Raw genomic sequence first — 23,240 nt, forward strand, 5'->3', positions numbered from 1 at the left:
ATTTTTTTCTATGGCATCGACTATAACCACCCAATCAAAAAGCCCCAAACAATCCAATATCGAATCAACACACAATGAGGTAACCCAATACTACTATCCAGATCCCGTTAACCATCAGGTGATACAGCAGTGGCTATTTATGGATTTACTGCCGTGGCAACAGGCAACTTGGCAGTATTTGACCACCCATCTAGATGCCTTGCCGCATGCGATGTTGTTTGCAGGCAATGCAGGGACTGGTAAACGTGCTTTCGTGTATCGATTTGTCGCATGGGCATTGTGTGAGAATCAGCGGGTCAATGCACAAGGTGTCACAACTGCCTGTGGGCAATGCCAAAGTTGCCAATGGCTGATTGCCAATACCCACCCCGATCTTTATCAAATTCCCACACCCACCGTGGCGCGTGACGCGTCGCCTAAATCTAAAGCAAATAATACCCTGATGGCGCAAGCTCCAACCCATCAGTCAAGTTATAGCATCAAGATTGACGAAATTCGGGAATTACAGCCGTTTGTCACCCAGTCGAGTGGCGGATTAAGAATCGTGGTTATTCACCAAGCTGATGCGATGACCCTAGCAGCCAGTAACGCGCTTCTTAAGACATTAGAAGAGCCTGCCGAAAATGTGTTGATGCTGTTAATTAGCGATAGCCCTTCGCAGCTACTGCCAACGATTCGCTCTCGGCTACAGTCATTTTCGGTGAGCCATAGCACCCCCGCTCAATCAATGCAAGTGATGCAGCAATTAATGCCCAATACCGATGCCGTGACTTTACAACAAGTCAATGGATGGTCTGGTTATGCGCCCTTTTTGGCATTGCAAATGTTAAACAGCGAATGGTATCAACACCGCCAGACTTGGATAAACAGCTTTCAAGCTGTTCGTAGTGGGCAACGTACGCCTGTACAAGCCAGCAATTATTGGCAAAAAACGCTGACACTGACGGACTTTTTATACCTGTCGCAAGCCTTGTTAGTGCCATTGGGGCAATTTGCCTTTGGTATCTCAGCGTCCTCCAATGACTTGGATTTTGGCAAGCTGCAGCCAGCACCGACATTAAAGCAAATTAGCCATTTACAGTGGGTTATCGATCAAATCTGGCAAGATAGACAGCAACATATCCAAGATAAGTTATGCTATGATAAAATTTTTAGCACCATGCTTGATTGCTAATTTACTCAATTATCTATATTACTCAATTATCTATATTACTTATCATTCATCATGCGTTGGTAACCCCATGCGTTAGTAAAAGGAATAGTGATTATGGCAATGCCATCTCGTGGCGGTATCACCACCATTAACTATGATACGATCGAAAAATTGTATGCTAGCTATCTGCCTTTTATTGAAAACGGTGCGTTATTTATTCCTACAAACCAGCAGCAACAACTAGGCAGTCAAACCTTTGTGGCAATTACTTTGCCAAATTCGAGTGAGAGAATGCCGCTACATGGTAAAGTGGTGTGGGTCAACCACCGCGCACAAGCCCAGCGCCCCGCAGGCTATGCGTTACAGCTTGGCAAAGATGAAGCAGGTTTACGCATCAAAAACGAAGTCGACCGCCTGTTAGCAGGTCATATCAGCTCAGATAAACCCACCTTCACGCTATAAATTATTGAAACTCCGGAAGCTCTGGCAGTTTTAGCCGGTGATTGTTAAAAGCCAGCGATTGCTAAAGGTGAGCGGATGCTTAATCCGGTAAGTCGCTAGCTTTTTTTCTTCTATCGCGCAATGGTTAATCATCACTCTGCGTATCGGTGCATTGTGTATTTTTTGCGTATTTTTTCATGGGCAAAAATAATACGCAATGTAGTCAATCCTTGTGTCAAATTACTTGTATAAAATAGCTTTCAGGCGTAAAATATACGACTATTTTTGCTTTGTTCCTAAGAATGGCATGTCACAAACGTTAACGCAACCGTCTTTTGATCTAACCGCAAGCCTGCCCGTCATCACCATTGATGGCTCAAGTGGTGCAGGTAAAGGTACATTGACGGCAAGACTGGCAAAGCTGCTGGATTATCAAATTTTGGATTCAGGAGCGCTGTATCGGATTGTGGGGCTTGCAGCCCACCAAGCGGGTTTGTTAACGAACAGCATTGACGAAACTGCGCTAGCTGATTTAACCCAATCGTTAAAAATTGAGTTTGCAGCCGCAAAAGCGGGTTCTGAGCATGTGACAGTGTTGGTGAATACCAACGATGTGAGCGAAGTGATTCGCACCGAAGAAGTGGGTAACTTTGCATCAAAAGTCGCGGTATTCCCGAAGGTGCGTCAAGCGCTATTAGAGTTACAAAAAAATATGGCAACGTCGCAAGGCAACCCAAAAAAGGGTTTGATTGCAGACGGGCGTGATATGGGAACAGTAGTATTTCCCGATGCAACGCTGAAAGTTTATCTGGTCGCATCCTCTGAGGCACGAGCCGAGCGCCGTGTCAATCAGTTAACCAACGCTGGCAAACAGGCAGATTTTGACGAAATTTTGGCACAAATTATTGCCCGTGATGAGCGTGATAGTACACGCAGTGCCTCACCGGCTAAGCCTGCCGATGATGCGATAGTGATTGATAGCTCAGCCATCGATGCTGAGCAAGTGTTTAACCAAGTTTGGCAGCTATGTGTTGAGCGTGGGTTGACAATTAACTAACTGTTTTTAAAAGTTTTATCGATTTTTTATAGGCACTAAAACCAGCCTTATGTTTATAAAAAATCTTAATTTGAACCGTACTGTGCTGGACAGGCTACGGCTATACAAAGGTAAATTTTATGATGGAATCATTTGCTGAACTGTTTGAAGCAAGCCAAGCACTTGACGTAGAGCGCGGTGCAGTTATCGCAGGTACCGTAGTTGCGATTGATAGCGACTGGATTACCGTAGATACGGGTCTAAAATCAGAGGGTATTGTTGCGCGTTCAGAATTTTTGAATGAACAAGGCGAGCTTGAAGTAGCAGTTGGCGACCAAGTTCAAGTCGTTGTAGATACGGTTGACAATGGCATGGGTCAAACCCAATTGTCACGTGAAAAAGCAAAACGTGCTGAAACTTGGAACGTACTTGAAAAACTTTATGAGAACAATGAGATCGTAACCGGTCTTATCTCTGGTAAAGTTAAAGGTGGTTTCACGGTTGATATCGGTTCAGTACGTGCGTTCTTACCAGGTTCATTGGTGGACACTCGCCCAGTACGCGACACGGCGCACTTAGAAGGCAAAGAGCTAGAATTTAAAGTCATCAAACTGGATCAAAAACGCAACAACGTCGTTGTTAGCCGCCGCGCTGTGATGGAATCTGAAAACTCAGCAGAGCGCGAAGCACTACTATCTAACCTTGAAGAAGGTCAAGAAGTGGTCGGCGTGGTGAAAAACTTAACGGATTACGGTGCATTCGTAGACCTAGGTGGTATCGATGGTCTATTACACATCACAGATATGGCATGGCGCCGTATCAAGCACCCATCAGAAGTGGTTGAAGTGGGTCAAGAATTAAAGGTTAAAGTATTAAAATTTGACCGTGAACGTAACCGTGTCAGCTTAGGTCTAAAACAACTAGGCACTGACCCATGGCAAGACGTTCTTAACAACTATCCAAAAGGTACTAACGTTAAAGCACGTGTAACTAACCTGACTGATTATGGCTGTTTTGCTGAAATCGCTGATGGTATCGAAGGCTTGGTACACGTTTCTGAAATGGATCATACCAACAAAAACATCCATCCTTCAAAAGTGGTACAAATCGGTGACGAAATCATGGTTCAAATCCTTGATATCGATGAAGACCGTCGTCGTATCAGCCTAGGTATCAAACAAACCATGCCAAACCCATGGGAAGAGTTTGATAAGAACCACCAAAAAGGCGACAAAGTATCTGGTACTATCAAATCAATCACTGACTTCGGTATCTTTATCGGCCTAGAAGGTGGTATTGATGGTCTAGTTCACTTATCAGACCTTTCTTGGACTGAAAGTGGTGAAGAAGCGATTCGTAACTACAATAAAGGTGACACTGTTGAAGCGGTCATCTTGTCTGTAGATGCAGAAGCTAACCGTATCAGCTTGGGTATCAAACAACTTAACAGCGACCCATTCAACGAATACCTAGTATCAAATGATCGTGGTGCGGTAGTAAAAGGGGTGGTAACTGACGTTGATGCCAAAGGCGCTAAAGTAAAACTAGCTGATGATGTAGAAGGCTACTTACGTGCTTCAGAAATCCAACAAGATAAAGTAGATGATGCGACCACTGTACTTAATGTCGGTGATGAAGTTGAAGCGAAAATTGTCAGCGTGGATCGCAAAACTCGCGGTATCAATCTATCAGTTCGTGCAAAAGACGAAGCAGAGCAACGTGATGCTATCAAAGCATTAAGTTCAAATGCAGCAGCTGATACACAACCAAAAACCATTGGTGACTTAATCAAAGAGCAACAACAAAACCAATAATCGGTTTTGTGAGCAATAAAAAAAGCGACTAATTTAGTCGCTTTTTTTATTTTCACCTTTTAGGTAACAAAATGAAAGATTTAGTCTAAAAAAAGACGACGAATTTAAGGTGGGTTTGTTATAATATGCGAAGAAAAGTAATGAAATGTAATTTTTCATTATTAAAATTGTTGATAGATTGCTTGATGAAATTGGACTGTAACGAAGTTTTTAAAACAATCATTCTGTAATTTAGACTATGACAGTTACGTTTAGCGTGTTAGGGGTAGTATGGAAAAAGTGTTAAACAAATCTGATTTGATCACTAGATTATCAAGTGAATGTGAGAATATACCAGAAAAAACCATTGAGGATGCCACCAAGCAAATCATTGATTTGATGGTCGATACCTTATCTCAAAACGGACGTGTCGAAGTACGCGGTTTTGGTAGTTTTAGTTTGCATCATCGTGAGCCACGTGTGGCGCGCAACCCTAAAACAGGCGAGAAAGTTACCGTAAAAGCAACGGCGATACCCCATTTTAAACCTGGCAAAGCATTGCGAGAGGCGGTTAATCATCATCGTTAGTTGCGGTTTTGAGTCATTTAACGTTGTTGAACTTACGCTATGGTTTAATATATGATTGATCAAAAAAGAGTGGACAAAAAATCCACTCTTTTTTTTGAATTATCTGTAATAATAGTGGCATTCAAAAATTTAGATTGATTAAAATAACCAAGGAGAAAAATATGCGTTATCTGTTAGCGATTTTGTTGTTCGTGGTCGTTGGTTATTCATTGATGTTGGTATTGGTGAATAACAACCAAGTCGAAGTAAATTTACTGTTTAGCCAAGTACCACAAATGAGTTTGGGACTACTGTTGATTATTAGCATTGTTTTAGGGGTCATCGCGGGATTATTGATGGGGTTGATTTTATTTCGCGTGTTACAGATGAAACTGGAAAATCAGCGCTTATCTAAAGAGTTAAAGCAAACCCAAGAAAAATTGATGCAAACGCAGCATAATTATGAACAGCATTTAGCGCAAACTAGCAATGCAACGATTGCACCTACCGTAGCCAACCCTAATTTACCACCCGTACGATAAGCGATCCATACTATCAAGTTAAAAAAAAGAGTCAGTTTGTTATGAATCAAGTGGCAGTACCGCAAGCAACATCACGCATCAAATCAGCTATCAAATCACCCATTATTGTGGCATTGGATAACATGAATGACCGTCAAGCACTAAGCTTGGCAGATAAATTGGATCCTACATTGTGCCGATTAAAAGTTGGCAAAGAGCTGTTTACCAAATATGGTAATAGCTTGGTGACATCCTTACATCAGCGTGATTTTGAAGTGTTTTTGGATTTAAAATTTCATGATATCCCCAACACCACCGCACAAGCAGTATTAGCGGCGGCTGATTTGGGGGTGTGGATGGTCAATGTCCATGCCAGTGCGGGGCGTACCGCCATGCAAACGGTGAAAGCGCGTTTATCAGCGCAACACTACCAAACCTTAGTGATTGCGGTGACGGTGCTAACTTCTATGTCACAGCAAGATTTGGCTGAAGTGGGCATCACCGACTCGGTAGAAAATCATGTCAAGCGACTAGCATTATTGACTCAGCAATCTGGGCTTGATGGGGTGGTTTGCTCTGCACAAGAAGCCAATATGCTTAAACAGCTTTGCGGCAAGGATTTTCTTTTAGTCACCCCAGGTATCAGACTACCAGAAGACGCCAGTAATGACCAAACCCGCATTTGCACGCCCAAAGATGCTATAGCAAATGGGTCTGATTATTTAGTGATTGGGCGGTCAATCACGGCGGCAGCGGATCCCACCGCCAAACTGCAATATATCTTGGATACGTTAAAATAACCCATTTCGAGTCATGTATGCCAGTACGTTTTCAAGTGTTAAGTGATTTACATATTGATAGCTATGCAAGAAGGGATTTGCCCATTGGTGAAATCCCTTACACAAATGCCGATGCTATTTTAGTAGCGGGCGACACGTCCAATGGGCTTTTGGGCATCGAATGGCTCATCGGCGAATCAAAGCGACTTGAGAAACCAATTTTTGTGATTGTGGGCAATCATGAGTATTTTGGTCATAATATTCTTGAGTTAGATGCCCAAATAAAGGCATTGACGCAAGATACGCAAGTGCATTTTTTACAATGCGCGAGCTTTGAATTTATGGGTGTCAGAATTATTGGTACAACGCTTTGGACGGATTATCAATATCAACCACAAGATAATACGTTGGAGATTGCTCAGCAGTTTATGCGCGATTATCGCGAGATTTATTATGATAACCGACTGTTAACGCCCCAAGATACCGTAGCTATTCATCAGCGGCAGAGGGCATGGTTGCAAAACGCCTTAAAACAAAGCCAAAAAGATGCTATGCCCACTGTGGTCATGACACATCACAGCATTAGCCCATTATCTATCGCGCCAAAATATGCCAATTTTCCCAGTAATGCGGGATTTGTCGTTGATTTGAGTGAATGGTTACAGCGCGATTTTGCGCCTGATATTTGGCTGCATGGACATACCCATGAAGCGTTTGATTATCAGCAAGGTCATACACGGGTTATTGTCAATCCCAGAGCCTACCCCAATGAAATCAGTAGTACGGGGGTAGTTTTTGACTGGCATAAAGTCATTGAAGTCATGGTATGATTGGCGCGTTTGCCGCAGTAACATCCCATTTAATCGCTTAAATTTTTGACCTCATCAATTTATAGTATCAATTTGTGGTGCAAAGATAAAAAGATATAAGGAATGCGTATTTAAATGTCTAGTTCAATCAACACCATGCCTGCTCATTTACCGCCCAGTATGATTGACTCGGTCAAGCTACTGCCGAAACATGAGCGATTAATCCTATTTACTCGCCATTCATTACGCGAGATGTCAGATAAGAATGGCTTTGCCAGTTATGCTCTGCCACTAACACCAAAAGGCAGAGTGTTGGCGGAGTCTTGGGGACGTTGGTTGGCTGCTAACTTAGATTACTCAATGGATGTAGACAGCATCAGTAGTCCGATACAGCGCTGCATTGATACCGCGATTTTAATGCAAGCAGGTGCTGGCATCTCTAGAAATGTGTCGCACCAATCGCTGCTAGTAGAGCCAGGTAGTTTGGTGGTTGACCATGAAGAAGTGAGTAAGGTATTCAAACAAATTGGTGCGCTAAACTTTATCAATCGTTTTTTGGCGGGCGACATGGCAGGGATTAAAGCACCACATAAAGGCGGTTTGGATTTATTAGCGCTTTTTTTTCAGCACCAGCCAAAGCACGGACATTTATTACTGGCGGTTAGTCATGATACGCTGTTGTCAGCATTTTTAGCGGTGATGATGGGCGTGGGTGAAATTAGCTGGGATGACTGGCCAAAAATGATGGAAGGGGTGTTTTTGTGGTTTGATGATAAACCCTTTAGTGATGCAAAAGTACATTTTATTTGGCGCGGGCAGTGCTATGAACGCCGGTTGATTGAATTGTTAGACCCATTTTCACCCTCTTATCCGTTAAAAGACTAATCGATACCCAACAAAACCACAAAAATAAAGGTAGGACTTTATCCTACCTTTTTTTACACAGTCAACCTTTAAACATGTTTATGGTTTAATCAAACATGTTTGCCTTTTAAATGATTAACCAAATTTTCAATTTGCTGCGCATGATTGCGAAGTTTATCCTCAATGCCACTAAACTGGTCTTTTAGCTTATCATCGACTTCATGAATACGCTGGGCAAACTCATTTTTTTTCATCTCAATGGCTTGCGTTTTTAACGCTTGCCATTCTGCAATCGTTTGTTTGAAGGCTTGTTGTTCACTGTTTAAACGATCTTTTATCACTTGGAAATCGCTGGTTAAATTCCCTGAAAAAGTCGCAACTTTTTTCTCAGCACGTTTGAATGCCATTTCTGTTTGCGCATGCTGAATGGTGACGTCTGGGACACGTTTTAAATCCCAAGTCAAACCGATTTTTGACAACCCATAAATAATCCATTTGCTAGGATCATATTGCCACCATTTTACCCCATTGCGATAGTCGTATTGGAAAAAGTGATGGTAGTTATGATAGCCTTCGCCCCAAGTGAAAATGGCCAGAATCGGATTATCACGCGCGGTGTTGGTATCGGTATAAGGACGGGTACCAAACATATGGCAAAGCGAGTTGATAAAGAAAGTAAAATGATGGCTTAACACCAAACGCAGTAGGCCTGCGAGTACTAAGGTACCTGCAATATCACCCACCATCCAACCAAACAGCGCTGGCAGCCCAATATTGGCCAATAAAATCCACAGGGCATAATATTTATCTTGCGCCACTAACACAGGATCAGCTTTTAAATCTGGGATGTTTTTGTAATCATAGTGGCCGCTTGGGTAGTTTTTGAGCATCCACCCGATATGTGAGAACCAAAAGCCACGCTTGGCAGAGTAGGGGTCTTGATAGATATCATCGACGTGGCGGTGGTGTAAACGGTGTCCTGCACACCAGTCAAATACTGAGCCCTGAACAGCTAACGTGCCGCCAATCAGAAAGAACCATTTGACAATCGGATGCGCTTGGTAAGTACGATGTGACCATAAACGGTGATAACCGACGGTAATACTTAACCCATTCCAAGCCATAAAGAATGCGAAAATTGCCCAAACTTGCCAACTGACGCTATGTGTCCACAAGTAATAAGGTACAATCAATAAAGCCGCCAAAGGCGTGCTAATTAAGACAAACGCAGGAATCCAATTGATGGGTGCGTTTTCAAAAGATTGAGGTTGTGCCATAGAGATAAATGTCCTGAGGATGATCAAAATACGACATGTATTTTTTTAATCATTGACGCTATATTGTACCGAAAAAATGGAAAAAAGTGAACACATATACACTCAAATTCCCGACAATTTTGCTAAATTGATATCGATAAACTTACTGTAATATGAATGCTTTAGCCAAAAAATTCAATTAAAAATTTTAGCTACAAAGATATTTTAGACGGACGGTAAAGTTTTGGTTTGACAAATCATCCGAAAGCAAGTTTGCCCCTCACTTCGTACATATTCTAGATTGGCATAGTTTGCCTGACAAAAGGCCTGCGACAAATAAAGCCCCAGACCCGTGCCCTGACTATCGGTGGTAAAAAACGGATTAAATAAATACTGAATATTTTCTTTGGCAACGCCGTGACCGGTATCTATCACATCAATATGAATAGATTTGCCAGATTCATACACTTCAAGGGTGACAAAGCCGTGGGGCTCGGTTTTGCTACTAAAACGCAGCCCGTTATTGATGAGGTTGACCAAAATCTGTGCTAGCTGATAGTTATCAAACATAAAGCCTTTATCAGTATGGCAGTGCAGAAAAATATCATGGCCGCTAAAGTTTTCTTGTATAAAATCGTTTAGCCAAGTTTTGGGTTCAATATAAACAAAATTAGGGCGCTGCTGACGAGATAATTTAAGCACATCTTCGATGATTTTATTGACCCGAATGGTTTGGTGATAAATCATCTCATATAGCAGGATATTATCATCGGATAAACCGCTGTCAGCCTCATTAACTTCCTCCATTAATAATTGACTGGCTTGGCTAATGGTTGCCAGCGGGTTACGAATCTCATGGGCAATACTGGCGGATAATTGCCCCAGCGACGCAAGTTTTAACTGCTGCGCGCGGCTAAACTCATCACGTAAATCTTCAATAAAAATAATGGCATATTGCTGTCTTAATTGGGTGATACGAAGTCGCAAGTCATTAAAGCTTTGGTGATTGGGCTCAATGCCAACGGCCAAAGGTGTGCTAGCAGTCGCTGCGCCGAGCCGCACTATTAAAGTTTCTTCAGGCTCTTGGATGATGGGTGCAAGTCTTGCGGCTAATAGGGGAGAGATATCTAGCAAATTAAAATTATCAAGGGCCTTGGGCAGATGTAGTTGTTCGAGTGCGGTATCATTGGCGATAAAAATTTCTAAATCGTGGGATAATACCACCACCCCTTGGTCAATGATTTGCACGATTTTATTGTTGATGGCATTTAGCGCATTGACTTCATTGACTTGGCGCTCAGAGAGCAGCTCAATTTGTTTAAGCCGTTTGGATAGCGTATAACTTAAATAAGCAACCCCGATAAAGCTAATCGCCATCGAAGCCACGTTGTTAACCAGCGCGTAGTTCACATCGTTTTTTAGGGTCTGATAAAACTGCTGATAAATAACCAACGTGATGGCAAAAATAGTCAGCAAAATAGCTTGGTTGGAGCGCACCAACATAAAGGCCGCCGCAACTTGCACCAAAAACAGCAAAATCACTTGTAAATCATTACCACCGCTAAAATACAACATGGTAGTGAGTACCAGCGCATCGACAGTTAGCCCGACCATCAACAGCGGATTTTTGGGATAAAAATAATACAAAATAAATAAAGCAATACTAAACAAAAAATAGAAAAAAGTGGGAAAAAGATTAATCAATACCCAATAGTCATGCTGGGCATTTTTTAATGCCAACATAAAACTAAAGGAAAAAAAGATAGCAATAATAATACGGTAACCATTGTAGACGTTACCGATTTTTTTGGTTTTATCGTGGGTGTTTGGCTTGTCAAATAGCGATGAAAACGCAGGATTGGTAATCATGGTTTAGGGTTGAACTAAACCATGACGCATAGCCAAATGGGTAAGTTTGACATCACTGTCGATATTAAGCTTTTCAAAAATACGATAGCGGTAGGTATTGACTGTTTTGACACTCACAAACAACTGATCGGCGATTTGCTGTGGACTTTTGCAATTGACCACCATCATCGCCACCTGCATTTCTCGCTCACTTAGCGCATCAAATGGCGACTCTGAATTGTCAGTGAATAAAATATCAGCAAGCTGCTCGGCAACATCGGCACTAAAATAACGCCCGCCTTGGTGGACTTTTTTGATGCCTTTAATCATCTCATCAAGCGGTGTCCCTTTGGTGATATAGCCACTCACTCCTGCTTTGATGAGCATGGATGGGTAGGGCTGCTGAACCAAAGAGCTGACCGCCAAAATTTTGGTGTTTTTATCGGTTTGCAGCAAGCGCTTGGTGACTTCTAACCCGCCAATGGTAGGCATATTGACATCAAGTAATACCACATCGGGTTTTAATTGTTTGGTTTTGATAATCGCGGTTTCACCATCGGCAGCTTCACCAATCACATCAATATCAGGGCTATCTGACAGCATCCGTACGATGCCCATCCGGACTAAATCATGATCGTCAACGACCAATACTCTAATCATCATTTTTTATCTCCACCGCGCTTATCTTTGCTTATCTTTATGCCAACAAAGTTTTGTATCAACAAGACTTTATATAAAAAAGAGTCAGCTAAAAAAACTCATTTTTTAACAATGACTGTCTATCCCCAAGTTTTTATATTAGCACAGTTAGCGATTTAAGACGTGAGTTACTGTCCTAAATGTGACGAGATTTTTTGTTGATGTTATGGGTAAATTTAGGTAGGCAAATTTGGGCACATGACTAAAATTCGCTTAACTTGCCCAATAGCTTTATAATAGTCAGCATTCAAACCTTTATTACTGCTAAAAAAATGCGAATCCCATTATGAGAATTAGAAAGCTGTTTAAATTTGAAAATGCCCATATCGTGCGCAATTGTAGCTCCGATCGCTGCAAGTACTCGATTCATGGGCATAGTTACCAAATCGAGCTGATTTTAGAAGCGCACCGCCTAGATCACGGGCAAATGGTGTACGATTTTGGGCTGTTAAAATCATCGATCAAAGACATCATTGATAGTTTTGATCATGCTATTTGTTTTTGGGATAAAGATGACCCCGACTATATTGACGCCTGTAAAAAATTTAGCGCGCGCTGGATTAGTTTGCCTGTTTCGCCCTCGGCAGAGCAGTTTAGCCGCGTGGTGTTTTTTTGGGCAAGAGAAATCTTAAAACAAACCCAAATGCAAAACGGCGAAACCGATGTCAAAGTGTATTCCGTCATCGCCCACGAAACAGCGACAGGCTATGCCCAATGCTTTGAAGACGATGTCGATAATGCCCAAATGGGCGCGTTGACGCTGGGTGATTTTGAATTTAGCGAGCAAGTAAAAGCCGAATGGCATGACCCAAACATGTATGACAAATTAAAAAAAGGCGAGAAATTTGTCAATCCGACAGTGGTTTTACAAGTTGACTAAGCTGTTGGTATCTGACGGGGTTGTTGTAACGATTTTTGATTCAGGACAAACATGGGGCAAGCTGGAAAAATCGACATGAATAAAACTATCCTCCTAAAATCCGAAACCGCCACCCAAGCCTTCGCCAAAGAGCTTGCCGAGATGAATTTAACCGGTAGCGTGTGGCTGTCGGGTGATTTGGGTGCGGGCAAGACCACGCTTACCCGCTATTGGCTACAGGCAATGGGGCATACAGGCGCGGTAAAAAGTCCGACTTTTACCCTGGTTGAACCTTATCGTATTACGCAGGACGATGGTACAATTAAGCCGGTTTACCATGCCGATTTATACCGTCTCAATGATCCTGAAGAATTGGAATTTATCGGTTTTTATGAATATCAAGATGAGCAAAATAGTTTGGTGATTATTGAGTGGGCGAGTCGTGCAGCAGGCTATTTGACGCCGCCCAATGCCACCCTTGATATCAAACGCCTGGATGACCAACAACGAGAAGTGACGATTAGTTTTGCCTGACAACCGTATTCATAAATTATCCCCACTGCTTATCAACCAAATCGCCGCTGGCGAGGTAGTGACGCGCCCTGCTTCTGTGGTCAAAGAACTGATTGAAAATGCTATCGATGCCAACGCTACGCATATTCGAATCGATATTGAGCAAGGCGGGCTTGGGTTGATTCAAATTAGTGACAACGGCATGGGAATTCATCCTGATGACATGACGCTTGCAGTCACTCGCCATGCCACCAGTAAACTTGCTAATGTCAACGAGTTGGTTGGTATTCAGAGTTTAGGTTTTCGCGGCGAGGCACTAGCGAGCATTGCGGCGATATCGCATCTGACATTAACCAGTAGTCACAATGACAGCGGTGTAGGGCAGCAGCTGAGCGTGAGCGGTAGCGAGGTAAGCCAAGCTACTATTCGTCCTATCGTAAAACATCGCGGCACGTGTGTCAGCGTTCGCGATTTGTACTTCAATGTGCCAGGCAGACGCTCGCACCTAAAAAGTATTGCCACAGAATTTGCCCATATAGAACAAGTCGTGCAGCGATTAGCGATTAGTTTTGCCGATGTGCAGATTGAATTATATCATCAAGACAAATTGCGTTTTAGCTTAACGCAGTCAGCCCAAGCCCCTCACCAAAATTTAGAGGGTGCTGCATTGCCTTTTTTGCCGGCGTTTAGTTTGGCGCGGCTTGAACAAGCGTTAAATTTGCCCTTGACTGAGATTGCACAGCCATTTTATTTATCGCTGCAAGGTTTACAAGCACAGACAGAGGATTTAAGTGCCCAAGTCACCGGCTGGTTTTTTATCGCCCATAAAAATAATCTGCCAAAACTGATTTATATCAATCATCGTTTGGTCAGTGATTTGGCGATTAGTCAAGCCATACAAAAAGTGGGTCGCAAGCTGGGTATTGGCATCGACAATTCGCTACAAATGGGCTATGCGTTGTCTTTTGAGCTGCCTGCCGAGTGGATAAATGTCAATATTCACCCAAGTAAACAACAAGTCAAAATCCAGCCATTGACCAATATATTAGCTTGGTTGTCTCAGCATATGCTAGAGCAATTGCAGCCTAAAATGATGGAGCTAAACACCCTGCAACGAAAAGCTTGCATGACAAATACTGATAACAGTAACGTCGATAAATTTCAAAACTTGCCTGCGGGTAAAGCTACGCCCATTCACTATATAAAGCCTAATGATAAACCCACTAATCACATAACTCACGTTGCCGAAAATCAGTCGATTTATCAGGGGGCGACCCAGATGGGAAATCAGATGGCGACAAAGGGTGCGGTTGATAGGTTAACGGATAGCGACTCGATACAGCTAGTAACCTTATTTGAAAACAAGCATGAATTTAAAAACCAGCATCAAACTTTTGCTTTAATTTTTTGGCAGCGATATTTTTATCTGATTGATTTACAATACCATCATATAGACAGTGATGATAAAGCGTATGTTCAATCTTATTTGAATCAAGCTGATTTTACCCAAATTGCTGACAATGCCATACAAGTCAGTGAAACTGACATGCTACAATGGCTGCTGTCGCATTTACCTAATCCCCAGTCATCCCAACAATCCCCAGAATAAGCTATGATAACAGCCGATAAACAAGACGTGATTTGCCTTATAGCACCTACTGCCAGCGGTAAAACAGCGTTGGCGTACGAACTCTACGAAACAGGCAAATACCATCTTATTTCGGTAGATTCTGCCTTGATTTATCGGGATATGAATATTGGGACTGCCAAACCGACGCGTGAAGAATTGGCAAACTATCCGCATGCGCTTGTTGACATCATTAGTCCTGAGCAAAGCTACAGCGTTGCCCAGTTTGTAAGCGATGTGGACTATCATATCAATCTTGCGCATCAGCAAAATAAAACCCCTGTGCTGGTGGGTGGAACGATGATGTACTATATGGCACTGATTCAAGGTATCAATGATATCCCAGCCACCTTGCCAGAGACTCGCCAACAAGTCACCCAACTGATTGCCGAGCAGGGGATTGAACAGCTGCATGCTTATTTAACCCAAGTAGATCCCATCCTTGGTAAGCAACTCAAAACCACAGACACACAAAGAATTGGCAGAGCGGTGGAAATCTATCTACAAACAGGCAAGCCATTAAGCGCTTGGCAGAATCAGCCCGCTAGGGCGTTAGCCGACAATCCACATCAGCGTTGGCAAATTTTAGCCGTGATGCCAGATCGTGATTGGTTACACAAGCGTATTGCACTTCGGCTAGATATCATGTGGCAACAAGGCTTTTTGCAGGAAGTGATTGCCCTGCGACAACAGTATCGCCTCACGGCTGATCTACCATCCATGCGCTGCGTTGGCTATCGGCAAGCTTGGGATTTTTTAGAAAAAATACAAAATACAACATTGTTTACATATGATAATAATGAAGAAAATTTTCATGATGATGTGGCGCGTTTTTTACTAAACACGCACAGCTCCCCAATTCAAGATTATAGACAAACTATGCAAAATGAGGCATTATATGCTACAAGACAGTTAGCAAAACGCCAATATACATGGATGCGTAAGCTGGTTAGCACACAACAATTGGTTGAGCGTTTTGATATCAGACCCTTGGCAACTATTGATCAAGCAAGAAATTTGCTAATAAAAACAAGTTAACAGCAGTGACATGCTTGGGTGATACTATTTGAGTGCTTATCTAATATGGTGATTCGACAATCCATATTAAGCTAATAAGGTATAATTAAAAATTCGTTTAAAAATATAATAATTTAACCAACTTTCTGTTTATTTCTGGGAGAAACCTATGTCAAAAGGTCAAACACTACAAGACCCTTTCTTAAACTCTTTACGCAAAGACCGTATTCCAGTGTCTATTTTTTTAGTCAATGGCATCAAACTTCAAGGTCAAATCGAATCTTTCGATCAATATGTGGTATTACTCAAAAACACCGTCAGTCAAATGGTCTATAAACACGCCATTTCAACGGTAGTACCAGCCCGCAATCCACGTTCAGCTACGCCAATGCCAGGGGCAAGTGGCTACGGTCAATCTAGCCAAATGGGCTTTGGTCAAGCAGGCGGTTTTGAGCCACAAGGCTATGGCGCAAATCGCACAGGGTTTGCTAATCGTGGTGGTTTTGGTGACCGCGGTTTTGATGGCGGCGGTTATGACAATGACCCACGTGGCTATTCGCACGAGCGTCCAGGGTTTGCGCAAGCACCGTATGATCGTAGTGGTTTTGCTGACCGTGGTTTTGATAGCGGCTATGACACTATGAATTTTGAGCCTGCCAAAGATGATACTAATTTTGACGATGATGCCAACGGCAATGGTGAAGACAAGTTTTAATTTTTAAATTCTAAACATGATATTACGTGGCGAACATTATCAGTGTTCGCCATTTTTTATAGCTTATCTTCTATAGTGTATTTGAGGCTGATTGAGCAATGCATAGATTGTTAATATAAACTCGATGAAATGTTGTCAAAATATGTATTTTCGGACTTATCCCGTGAATATTGGCTGAAATTACGCTATGATAATCAGACTTTAAAAAATTTTAAATTTTTAGCTTTAAATATTGTTTATGCTAACTATTAAACGCCCGAATAAGCGTAGAGCAATAAGCGCATAAAGATAAGTGCCCGAAAAAAGCGCACCAATAGCCATCTTGAAAAATTAGTGAGGAATTATCTTGGATGCATCGGTTGATTATTTAAAGCATGCCAAAGACGCTATCAAAACAGAACAACATGCTTTAGATTTGCTGATTGAACAGCTAGATGAACGATTTGTGACCGCTTGCCATTTGATCGAAAACTGTCAGGGGCGTGTGGTGGTGACAGGTATGGGTAAGTCAGGGCTTATTGGTCGCAAAATTGCAGCGACTTTTGCCTCAACGGGAACGCCATCTTTTTTTATGCATCCTGGTGAAGCAGGTCATGGCGACCTTGGCATGTTGGTCAAAGGCGATGTGTTAATTGGCATCTCGAACTCAGGTGAGTCAGATGAAATCCGCACGTTACTGCCTGTGGTAAAAAAACTGGGCATTCCGCTCATTAGTATCAGCCGTGACAAACGCGGTATTTTGCCAAAATCTGCCGATGTGGCTTTGACTTTAGGGGCGTCTGAAGAAGCTTGCCCCCTTGGATTGGCACCGACATCAAGTACCACAGCTACTTTGGCGTTAGGAGATGCGTTAGCGGTGGCGTTGGTGCATAGTAAGCATTTTACCTCAGAAGATTTTGCTTTATCACACCCTGCAGGGGCATTGGGTCGCAAATTATTGACCCAAGTAAAAGACTTGATGCATGTAAATAACCTGCCAACCATTGATGAGCATTCGACGCTTAACGAAGCCTTGTTTAGTATGACGGGTGGCAGACTGGGGATGACGGTAATTACCAATGCAAACAATCAAGTCGTGGGTGTATTCACCGATGGCGACTTGCGCCGTGGCTTAGCGCGCCAATTGGGGCTTGATACGCCGATTAGTCAGGTGATGTCAACCAATCCAAAGTCCGTCAATCCTGATATGCGTGCGTCTGATGCGCTCACCTTAATGAATGAACAAAAGATAAATCAGCTATTAATCATTAATGATGATAAGACTTTAGCGGGTATTTTGACCTTGCATGAGCTACTACATGCGGGTGTGAATTAATAGGCTTAAAATAACTACTTTTAAAGTAACTAGGCTTAAAATAATAAGGATAAGGTCATGCAAAGTCTGCTCACTAAAGCAAAAAACGTTAAACTATTGGTCATGGATGTGGATGGTGTACTGTCTGATGGAAAAATTATCTATGATGCCAACAGTGTTGAAACCAAAGGCTTTAATGTTCAAGATGGCTTTGGTATTCAGCGTATTCACCAAGCAGGTATTCAAACTGCCATTATAACGGGTCGCACTAGCGCCATTGTCACGCATCGCGCCAAAGAATTAAAAATTACCCATCTAGTGCAAGGGCGGGAAGACAAATTGACGGCGCTCAATGAATTGTTAGCTAAGATTGGTATCTCGCTAGCAGAATGTGCTTATATCGGTGATGATTGGCCAGATATCAAAGCCTTGCAATCCGTCGGATTTGCTGTAGCCGTGGCAAATGCTAATGGCGAAGTCATCAAACGGGTCGACATGGTTACCACGCGCTCAGGCGGAGAAGGGGCAGTTCGTGAGTTATGTGATTTGATTTTAAAAGCAACGGGTCATTACGATGATATTTTGGCCAGTTATGTGGTTTAGGTCATATAACTTGGTTTAAGGGATTTATGCTAAGGGATTTGTTCTAAGTGATTTTTTTTGAAAGTGGTTTAGTTTAAGTGATTTGTTTTAAGTGATTTGGCGTATGCGGCTTAGTGTGGTAACGTCCTTTTTTATCAAATTTTTTGGCAATGTTAGGTGGCAATCGTGTCAACAAAAACGCTATTTATTTTAGGCTTATTATTTATTATTGTATCGGCCTATTTTTATGCGCAAAACGATGCTCGCTTGACCCAAGTATCACTCAAACCAACCGATATTGATTACCAAGCAGAGCGAGTCAAAGCACTACAAACGACCGAAACAGGTAGTGTGGGCTATCAGTTAACAGCGGCGCAGGTGACCCATTACCAAAATGCCAATACCGCCGTGATGTCTAAACCGCAGATTGTTATCCGTCCAAAAAATGAGCGCGAGGTAACCTTGGTGGCTGACCAAGCGCAATTGGATGAAAATAAGCAGATTGCCAAACTGATAGGTAACGTGACCTTAACCAGTGTTCCGCTGCTTACCCAAAATACCAGTATGTCGAATTTGCCTGTTAAGATGATAGGTAAAAACTTTGTCGGTGATTTGGTCAATAATACAGTAATGACTAATGAACCGCTTACCTTTATCCATGGGAATAATCGGTTTGATGCCAAACAATTTAGTGGTGACTTGGCAACGGGTGAGTACGGTTTTGGACAAGTGAGTGTGATGATTCAACCTGCACAGTAGCTAACCCTAGCCTTTAGTACAGCGGCTACTGTTAAGACAGCAACTCAGTTGTGATGTTGACGGGATTCAAGTGAGTATCAAGAATATTTAACTTCGGTGCTAATTTAATCTATATTGTTGATTTTAAAATTTTTATATAAAAGGTTTAACATGATTGTGGTGAAGACTCGACAATTAATAATGGCTGGTGGTGTGTTGGTTGCTGGCATCCTTGCGGCATCGAACGTCGCAAACGCCTTGCCATCAGACGCCAATGAGCCGATTCGGTTGTTGGCAGACAAAGCGACGTACAGCGAGCGCTCTGGGGTGACAAGCTATACAGGCAACGTTACCATTAGCCAAGGCACACTCAAAATGGCGGCGGATAATTTAACCGTCAATTTGACGCCAACCCGCGCCATCGAAAGTGCAGTCGCAACCGGGCGTCCTGCCACTATCCAACAAATTGTGACACAAGAGAAGGGCTTGGCTAAAGGTCAGGCGAATCGAATTGATTACAATGTCAAAACAGGGCTTGTCACCCTCACGGGTAATGCGCGCTTGACCCAAAATGGCGGTAGTTTTTCTGGCAATGTCATCCATTACAGTCTAAAAGTGGGTGATATTGAGGCAAAAGCAGGGAATAACCAACGTGTTGAACTGGTGTTTCCGCCACAAGCGAGCAACCGTGTGGGCGTTCGTAATCGCTAGTATTGTTTAACTTGCTTTCGCTCTGTTCATTGCCATTGTTTAGTTCTAGGATTTATTATGTCGCAACCGCAAGCTAACCAGACTCTAATCATGCAGCACCTTGCCAAACGCTATGGCAAGCGTTGGGTGGTTAAAGACGTGTCTTTTTCGGTAGAACAAGGACAAGTGGTTGGGTTACTCGGTCCAAATGGGGCGGGTAAAACTACCAGCTTTTATATGGTCGTCGGTCTGGTTAATATGGACAAAGGGCAAATACAGCTCGGTAATCGGGATTTGTCGGCATTGTCTATGCACGAGCGCGCCGCATCAGGCATTGGCTACTTACCGCAGGAAGCGTCAATTTTTCGCAAATTGACCGTTGAAGAAAATATTTTATCGATTTTGCAGACTCGCACAGATTTGGATAAAGCGGGGCAGCAGCAGCAACTTGAGCAGCTGATTGGGGAATTTAATTTGGGTCATGTGCGTCACTCATTAGGGATGAGCGTGTCAGGCGGTGAGCGCAGACGCTGTGAGATTGCGCGCAGCCTTGCCTCAAATCCCAAGTTTATTTTGCTTGACGAGCCTTTTGCGGGAGTCGACCCGATTTCGGTAGGCGATATCAAAGAGGTGATTATTAAGCTTAAGCAGCGCGGCATCGGCGTGTTGATTACCGATCACAACGTGCGTGAGACTTTGGCTATCTGTGAGCACGCCTATATTGTCAGTGAAGGACAAATTATTGCGGCAGGTACACCAGAGCATATTTTGGATAATGAGTTGGTACGTAAGGTCTACTTGGGTGAAAATTTCGTGGTCTAGTAAGATGGTTAGAAGCAAAACGTGATGACCACCAAAGCACGCATCTGGCAGGCGATTTTATTTGAGACAATCGCCATACTAGTATCATTAGGCTGGGTAAAATTACTCAGCTTTTTTGGCTTTACGAGTAGTGAATCGCAGCATAACTCAATTATATTAGCGCTGCTAATTGGCATTTCGCTTATCGCCATGATTTGGACTTTTATTTATAACTTATTGTTTGATAAATTTTTTACCGGTGAAAAACTGGCTCGACCGCTATGGCTACGGGTACTGCATATAGTGGGGTTTGAAGGTGGCTTGTTGGGCTTTACCTTACCATTAGTCATGTGGGTGATGAATATTGGACTGTGGCAAGCGTTTATGCTCGATATTTCGTTGACCTTACTTATTTTGGTATATGGGTTTATTTTTTACTGGATTTATGACCTAGTTGCCCATAAATATAGTCGCAAATAACAGCAATCTTGCGTGTCAAAACTTGTGTGTCAAACATAGCTCGCTATCCCTAATTTCATTGCATTAATGTCATCGTATTAATTTCATTGCATAGTTTATCCCTCTCACCACCACCCATACTCTTTAAGTTTTTTTATTTTTAAATTTTTCTTTGCAAATTGGACTCTATGGCAAAATCAAAATCATCCTACGTGTGCCAACAATGTGGCGCAAACTTCGGTAAATGGTCGGGGCAGTGTGCCGAATGTGGCGCATGGAATAGCCTTGTCGAAGCCCCGACGGTCAGCATGCCACATCACAAACCTGTCACCAAAAAAGCTAGTAACTACGCAGGCGAGCAATCGAGCGTCATGCCACTTAATGCCGTGCCTATGTCGCTCGATACTAGGCTACCAACGGGTGTTGGTGAGTTTGATCGGGTGTTAGGCGGTGGCTTGGTGGCAGGTTCTGTGGTGCTGATTGGGGGTGATCCGGGTATTGGCAAATCAACTATCTTGCTACAGACGGCGATTCACATGGCAGAAAATCAAAGTCTCGCCGGAAGTGCACTGTATATTACGGGTGAAGAATCGTTGTCACAGGTGGCGATGCGGGCTAGTCGTTTGGGGCTACCCAATAACAACTTAAAAGTATTGGCAGAAACCAATGTTGAAATGATTTGCCAGGCCTTGACCCAAGAGCAACCAGCCGTCGCCATCATTGACTCAATTCAGACTTTGTTTACCGAAGCCATCCAATCCGCGCCAGGCGGAGTCAGTCAAATCCGTGAATCAGCGGCGATTCTGACGCGCTATGCCAAGCAAACGGGTACAGCGTTATTTTTGGTCGGGCATGTGACCAAAGAAGGGGCGCTAGCAGGCCCTCGCGTGCTAGAACATATGGTGGATGCGGTACTGTATTTTGAAGGACAGTCGGACAGCCGTTTTCGAATGATTCGTGCGGTGAAAAATCGTTTTGGTGCCGTCAACGAGCTGGGCATTTTTGCCATGACGGATGCAGGACTCAAAGAAGTGGCAAATCCATCGGCGATATTTTTAAGTCGCTATGATAAACCGATTGCAGGCTCAGTGGTCATGGTTAGCCGTGAAGGTACCAGACCGCTACTGGTTGAAGTACAAGCGCTGGTGGATGAATCGCAAGGACAACCTAGGCGCATGGCATTAGGTTTAGATTATCAGCGCTTAGCTATGTTGCTGGCAGTCATGCACCGTCATGGCGGTATCCAAACCAATGGGCAAGATGTGTATGTCAATGTGGTAGGCGGGGTTAAGGTGCTTGAAACAGGTTCAGATTTGGCGGTTTTATTGGCCTGTGCGTCTAGCATCAAGGAAAAGCCTTTACCTTATACCCTAGCGGTATTTGGTGAGGTAGGCCTATCGGGTGAAATCAGACCTGTGCCCAATGGTCAAGAGCGTCTAAAAGAAGCGGTAAAACATGGCTTTACCCATGCGATTGTACCCAAAGCCAATGCCCCCAAAACGCAATTAGAGCAATATCAAGGTCTCAAAATCATCGCGGTTGAGCGATTAGATGATGCGATTGATAGCGCCTTTAATTCTCTATAAATAAAGGAATCATCTATAAATAAAAGACATAAAAAAAGCTGAAAAGTAATGTTTCAGCTTTTTTATAATTGACTTTTTTATTCTGCATCAGCCGCAAAATTAAAGTATTTGGATTGACTGCCAATGATTTTTTCAACCGCTTCAATCACTTCATCCACCACATCATCATATACCCCATAGTGAAGTTCATTGCGAAACGAGGTAAACGGACTTTTACGTAGACCTGAACGCACTTCGGTAATACCACTTTTATGGTAAATAAAATCAACTTTACCATTGGTGTTTAGTACACAGCTTAACCGTCCATCTTTTACCATCATATCGACGCGCTCTGGCATAAAGATGTATTCATTGACATTTAACGTTTTGTCTTCGACAGCTTTCGTAACAAGTGATTTTAAATCAAACATAGTGACCTCAAAGGATATTGTTTTTTATAATTAAAATTGAGAAAAATAGCAGTATTGGCACTGCTTGCTTATCCAGTGTTATTATGAAGAATTAATTTATCACTGTGTGTAAAAAAATGGATAACTTATGTTATCCATCTTCATCATGTTAAGTGCTAGGGTTTATTTAACTTATTCTATTTA

General features: G+C 42.8%; 25 protein-coding genes. 21 read left to right on the forward strand and 4 right to left on the reverse strand.

Annotated features, from left to right (window positions below; translation table 11 throughout):
• Positions 1–10: 10 nt before the first annotated feature.
• The 9 genes from ACH0AB_RS07820 to ACH0AB_RS07860 all read left to right on the forward strand — a co-directional run bounded on the left by ACH0AB_RS07820 (position 11) and on the right by ACH0AB_RS07860 (position 7,984).
• Positions 11–1,174 carry a DNA-directed DNA polymerase gene (locus ACH0AB_RS07820; protein WP_406877819.1) on the forward strand — a complete coding sequence of 388 codons (1,164 nt, stop codon included), beginning with the start codon at positions 11–13 and terminating at the stop codon, positions 1,172–1,174.
• Between the two features lie 93 nt (positions 1,175–1,267).
• Positions 1,268–1,615, forward strand: a complete 348-nt coding sequence (locus ACH0AB_RS07825; RefSeq protein WP_007116499.1) for a PilZ domain-containing protein — start codon at positions 1,268–1,270, stop codon at positions 1,613–1,615.
• Between the two features lie 286 nt (positions 1,616–1,901).
• Complete coding sequence (gene cmk / locus ACH0AB_RS07830) at positions 1,902–2,651, forward strand: (d)CMP kinase (protein WP_406877821.1); 750 nt, start codon at positions 1,902–1,904, stop codon at positions 2,649–2,651.
• Positions 2,652–2,773: 122 nt separating this feature from the next.
• On the forward strand, positions 2,774–4,444 hold the full coding sequence (gene rpsA / locus ACH0AB_RS07835; RefSeq protein WP_406877841.1) for a 30S ribosomal protein S1: 1,671 nt from the start codon (positions 2,774–2,776) through the stop codon (positions 4,442–4,444).
• Positions 4,445–4,714: 270 nt separating this feature from the next.
• Entirely contained in the window at positions 4,715–5,011 is a 297-nt protein-coding gene (locus ACH0AB_RS07840) for an integration host factor subunit beta (RefSeq protein ID WP_036603685.1), read from the forward strand.
• Between the two features lie 161 nt (positions 5,012–5,172).
• On the forward strand, positions 5,173–5,532 hold the full coding sequence (locus tag ACH0AB_RS07845; RefSeq protein ID WP_219330980.1) for a lipopolysaccharide assembly protein LapA domain-containing protein: 360 nt from the start codon (positions 5,173–5,175) through the stop codon (positions 5,530–5,532).
• Between the two features lie 77 nt (positions 5,533–5,609).
• Positions 5,610–6,311, forward strand: coding sequence for an orotidine-5'-phosphate decarboxylase (gene pyrF / locus ACH0AB_RS07850; protein ID WP_406877842.1), 702 nt, complete (start codon positions 5,610–5,612; stop codon positions 6,309–6,311).
• A 17-nt stretch (positions 6,312–6,328) separates the two neighbouring features.
• A complete protein-coding gene (locus ACH0AB_RS07855; protein ID WP_406877822.1) occupies positions 6,329–7,120 on the forward strand; it encodes a metallophosphoesterase in 792 nt (263 codons plus the stop codon).
• A 114-nt stretch (positions 7,121–7,234) separates the two neighbouring features.
• On the forward strand, positions 7,235–7,984 hold the full coding sequence (locus ACH0AB_RS07860) for a histidine phosphatase family protein (RefSeq protein WP_353552089.1): 750 nt from the start codon (positions 7,235–7,237) through the stop codon (positions 7,982–7,984).
• A gap of 89 nt (positions 7,985–8,073) precedes the next feature.
• Here the strand turns inward: ACH0AB_RS07860 and ACH0AB_RS07865 are convergent, their stop codons facing one another.
• The 3 genes from ACH0AB_RS07865 to ACH0AB_RS07875 all read right to left on the reverse strand — a co-directional run bounded on the left by ACH0AB_RS07865 (position 8,074) and on the right by ACH0AB_RS07875 (position 11,727).
• Positions 8,074–9,240 carry an acyl-CoA desaturase gene (locus ACH0AB_RS07865; RefSeq protein ID WP_178097411.1) on the reverse strand — a complete coding sequence of 389 codons (1,167 nt, stop codon included), beginning with the start codon at positions 9,238–9,240 and terminating at the stop codon, positions 8,074–8,076.
• Positions 9,241–9,444: 204 nt separating this feature from the next.
• Positions 9,445–11,088 (reverse strand): sensor histidine kinase, encoded by a 1,644-nt coding sequence (locus ACH0AB_RS07870; protein ID WP_406877824.1) that lies wholly within the window; start codon positions 11,086–11,088, stop codon positions 9,445–9,447.
• 3 nt (positions 11,089–11,091) lie between these two features.
• Positions 11,092–11,727, reverse strand: a complete 636-nt coding sequence (locus tag ACH0AB_RS07875; protein WP_040403691.1) for a response regulator — start codon at positions 11,725–11,727, stop codon at positions 11,092–11,094.
• 325 nt (positions 11,728–12,052) lie between these two features.
• Between ACH0AB_RS07875 and ACH0AB_RS07880 the strand changes: the two genes are divergently transcribed.
• From ACH0AB_RS07880 to radA, 12 genes are all read left to right on the forward strand, one after another.
• Positions 12,053–12,646 (forward strand): 6-pyruvoyl trahydropterin synthase family protein, encoded by a 594-nt coding sequence (locus ACH0AB_RS07880; protein ID WP_007116356.1) that lies wholly within the window; start codon positions 12,053–12,055, stop codon positions 12,644–12,646.
• Between the two features lie 75 nt (positions 12,647–12,721).
• Complete coding sequence (gene tsaE / locus ACH0AB_RS07885; RefSeq protein ID WP_406877825.1) at positions 12,722–13,159, forward strand: tRNA (adenosine(37)-N6)-threonylcarbamoyltransferase complex ATPase subunit type 1 TsaE; 438 nt, start codon at positions 12,722–12,724, stop codon at positions 13,157–13,159.
• A complete protein-coding gene (mutL, locus tag ACH0AB_RS07890) occupies positions 13,152–14,747 on the forward strand; it encodes a DNA mismatch repair endonuclease MutL (RefSeq protein ID WP_406877827.1) in 1,596 nt (531 codons plus the stop codon). Before tsaE ends, mutL begins: the two co-directional genes overlap by 8 nt.
• A gap of 3 nt (positions 14,748–14,750) precedes the next feature.
• Entirely contained in the window at positions 14,751–15,803 is a 1,053-nt protein-coding gene (gene miaA, locus ACH0AB_RS07895; RefSeq protein ID WP_406877828.1) for a tRNA (adenosine(37)-N6)-dimethylallyltransferase MiaA, read from the forward strand.
• 148 nt (positions 15,804–15,951) lie between these two features.
• Entirely contained in the window at positions 15,952–16,497 is a 546-nt protein-coding gene (hfq, locus tag ACH0AB_RS07900) for an RNA chaperone Hfq (RefSeq protein WP_065252404.1), read from the forward strand.
• A 346-nt stretch (positions 16,498–16,843) separates the two neighbouring features.
• Positions 16,844–17,812 (forward strand): KpsF/GutQ family sugar-phosphate isomerase, encoded by a 969-nt coding sequence (locus ACH0AB_RS07905; protein WP_353479083.1) that lies wholly within the window; start codon positions 16,844–16,846, stop codon positions 17,810–17,812.
• Between the two features lie 57 nt (positions 17,813–17,869).
• Positions 17,870–18,394 carry a KdsC family phosphatase gene (locus ACH0AB_RS07910; protein WP_062334430.1) on the forward strand — a complete coding sequence of 175 codons (525 nt, stop codon included), beginning with the start codon at positions 17,870–17,872 and terminating at the stop codon, positions 18,392–18,394.
• 165 nt (positions 18,395–18,559) lie between these two features.
• Entirely contained in the window at positions 18,560–19,132 is a 573-nt protein-coding gene (gene lptC, locus ACH0AB_RS07915; protein WP_406877830.1) for an LPS export ABC transporter periplasmic protein LptC, read from the forward strand.
• 180 nt (positions 19,133–19,312) lie between these two features.
• Positions 19,313–19,822, forward strand: a complete 510-nt coding sequence (gene lptA, locus ACH0AB_RS07920) for a lipopolysaccharide transport periplasmic protein LptA (protein WP_309577334.1) — start codon at positions 19,313–19,315, stop codon at positions 19,820–19,822.
• A gap of 57 nt (positions 19,823–19,879) precedes the next feature.
• Complete coding sequence (lptB, locus tag ACH0AB_RS07925; RefSeq protein WP_219298867.1) at positions 19,880–20,623, forward strand: LPS export ABC transporter ATP-binding protein; 744 nt, start codon at positions 19,880–19,882, stop codon at positions 20,621–20,623.
• Between the two features lie 24 nt (positions 20,624–20,647).
• The gene (locus ACH0AB_RS07930) at positions 20,648–21,082 is read left to right on the forward strand and encodes a PACE efflux transporter (protein WP_144917378.1); all 435 of its coding nucleotides are present in this window, start codon (positions 20,648–20,650) and stop codon (positions 21,080–21,082) included.
• 167 nt (positions 21,083–21,249) lie between these two features.
• On the forward strand, positions 21,250–22,647 hold the full coding sequence (gene radA / locus ACH0AB_RS07935; protein WP_138019017.1) for a DNA repair protein RadA: 1,398 nt from the start codon (positions 21,250–21,252) through the stop codon (positions 22,645–22,647).
• A gap of 77 nt (positions 22,648–22,724) precedes the next feature.
• Here radA and ACH0AB_RS07940 read toward each other — a convergent pair whose 3' ends face one another.
• Entirely contained in the window at positions 22,725–23,057 is a 333-nt protein-coding gene (locus ACH0AB_RS07940) for a hypothetical protein (RefSeq protein ID WP_007116343.1), read from the reverse strand.
• Positions 23,058–23,240: the final 183 nt, after the last annotated feature.

Source organism: Moraxella sp. 179-F 1C4 NHS (genome assembly GCF_045370505.1).
Taxonomy (GTDB): Bacteria; Pseudomonadota; Gammaproteobacteria; order Pseudomonadales; family Moraxellaceae; genus Faucicola; species Faucicola tetraodonis.

Excerpts from the sequence above, each read along its gene's own strand:
- ACH0AB_RS07820 (WP_406877819.1), top strand. The coding sequence starts at position 11 with ATGGCATCGACTATAACCACCCAATCAAAAAGCCCCAAACAATCCAAT.
- ACH0AB_RS07825 (WP_007116499.1), top strand. The coding sequence starts at position 1,268 with ATGGCAATGCCATCTCGTGGCGGTATCACCACCATTAACTATGATACG.
- cmk (WP_406877821.1), top strand. The coding sequence starts at position 1,902 with ATGTCACAAACGTTAACGCAACCGTCTTTTGATCTAACCGCAAGCCTG.
- rpsA (WP_406877841.1), top strand. The coding sequence starts at position 2,774 with ATGGAATCATTTGCTGAACTGTTTGAAGCAAGCCAAGCACTTGACGTA.
- ACH0AB_RS07840 (WP_036603685.1), top strand. The coding sequence starts at position 4,715 with ATGGAAAAAGTGTTAAACAAATCTGATTTGATCACTAGATTATCAAGT.
- ACH0AB_RS07845 (WP_219330980.1), top strand. The coding sequence starts at position 5,173 with ATGCGTTATCTGTTAGCGATTTTGTTGTTCGTGGTCGTTGGTTATTCA.
- ACH0AB_RS07855 (WP_406877822.1), top strand. The coding sequence starts at position 6,329 with ATGCCAGTACGTTTTCAAGTGTTAAGTGATTTACATATTGATAGCTAT.
- ACH0AB_RS07860 (WP_353552089.1), top strand. The coding sequence starts at position 7,235 with ATGTCTAGTTCAATCAACACCATGCCTGCTCATTTACCGCCCAGTATG.
- ACH0AB_RS07865 (WP_178097411.1), bottom strand. The coding sequence starts at position 9,240 with ATGGCACAACCTCAATCTTTTGAAAACGCACCCATCAATTGGATTCCT.
- ACH0AB_RS07870 (WP_406877824.1), bottom strand. The coding sequence starts at position 11,088 with ATGATTACCAATCCTGCGTTTTCATCGCTATTTGACAAGCCAAACACC.
- ACH0AB_RS07875 (WP_040403691.1), bottom strand. The coding sequence starts at position 11,727 with ATGATTAGAGTATTGGTCGTTGACGATCATGATTTAGTCCGGATGGGC.
- ACH0AB_RS07880 (WP_007116356.1), top strand. The coding sequence starts at position 12,053 with ATGAGAATTAGAAAGCTGTTTAAATTTGAAAATGCCCATATCGTGCGC.
- tsaE (WP_406877825.1), top strand. The coding sequence starts at position 12,722 with ATGAATAAAACTATCCTCCTAAAATCCGAAACCGCCACCCAAGCCTTC.
- miaA (WP_406877828.1), top strand. The coding sequence starts at position 14,751 with ATGATAACAGCCGATAAACAAGACGTGATTTGCCTTATAGCACCTACT.
- hfq (WP_065252404.1), top strand. The coding sequence starts at position 15,952 with ATGTCAAAAGGTCAAACACTACAAGACCCTTTCTTAAACTCTTTACGC.
- ACH0AB_RS07910 (WP_062334430.1), top strand. The coding sequence starts at position 17,870 with ATGCAAAGTCTGCTCACTAAAGCAAAAAACGTTAAACTATTGGTCATG.
- lptA (WP_309577334.1), top strand. The coding sequence starts at position 19,313 with ATGGCTGGTGGTGTGTTGGTTGCTGGCATCCTTGCGGCATCGAACGTC.
- lptB (WP_219298867.1), top strand. The coding sequence starts at position 19,880 with ATGTCGCAACCGCAAGCTAACCAGACTCTAATCATGCAGCACCTTGCC.
- ACH0AB_RS07930 (WP_144917378.1), top strand. The coding sequence starts at position 20,648 with ATGACCACCAAAGCACGCATCTGGCAGGCGATTTTATTTGAGACAATC.
- radA (WP_138019017.1), top strand. The coding sequence starts at position 21,250 with ATGGCAAAATCAAAATCATCCTACGTGTGCCAACAATGTGGCGCAAAC.
- ACH0AB_RS07940 (WP_007116343.1), bottom strand. The coding sequence starts at position 23,057 with ATGTTTGATTTAAAATCACTTGTTACGAAAGCTGTCGAAGACAAAACG.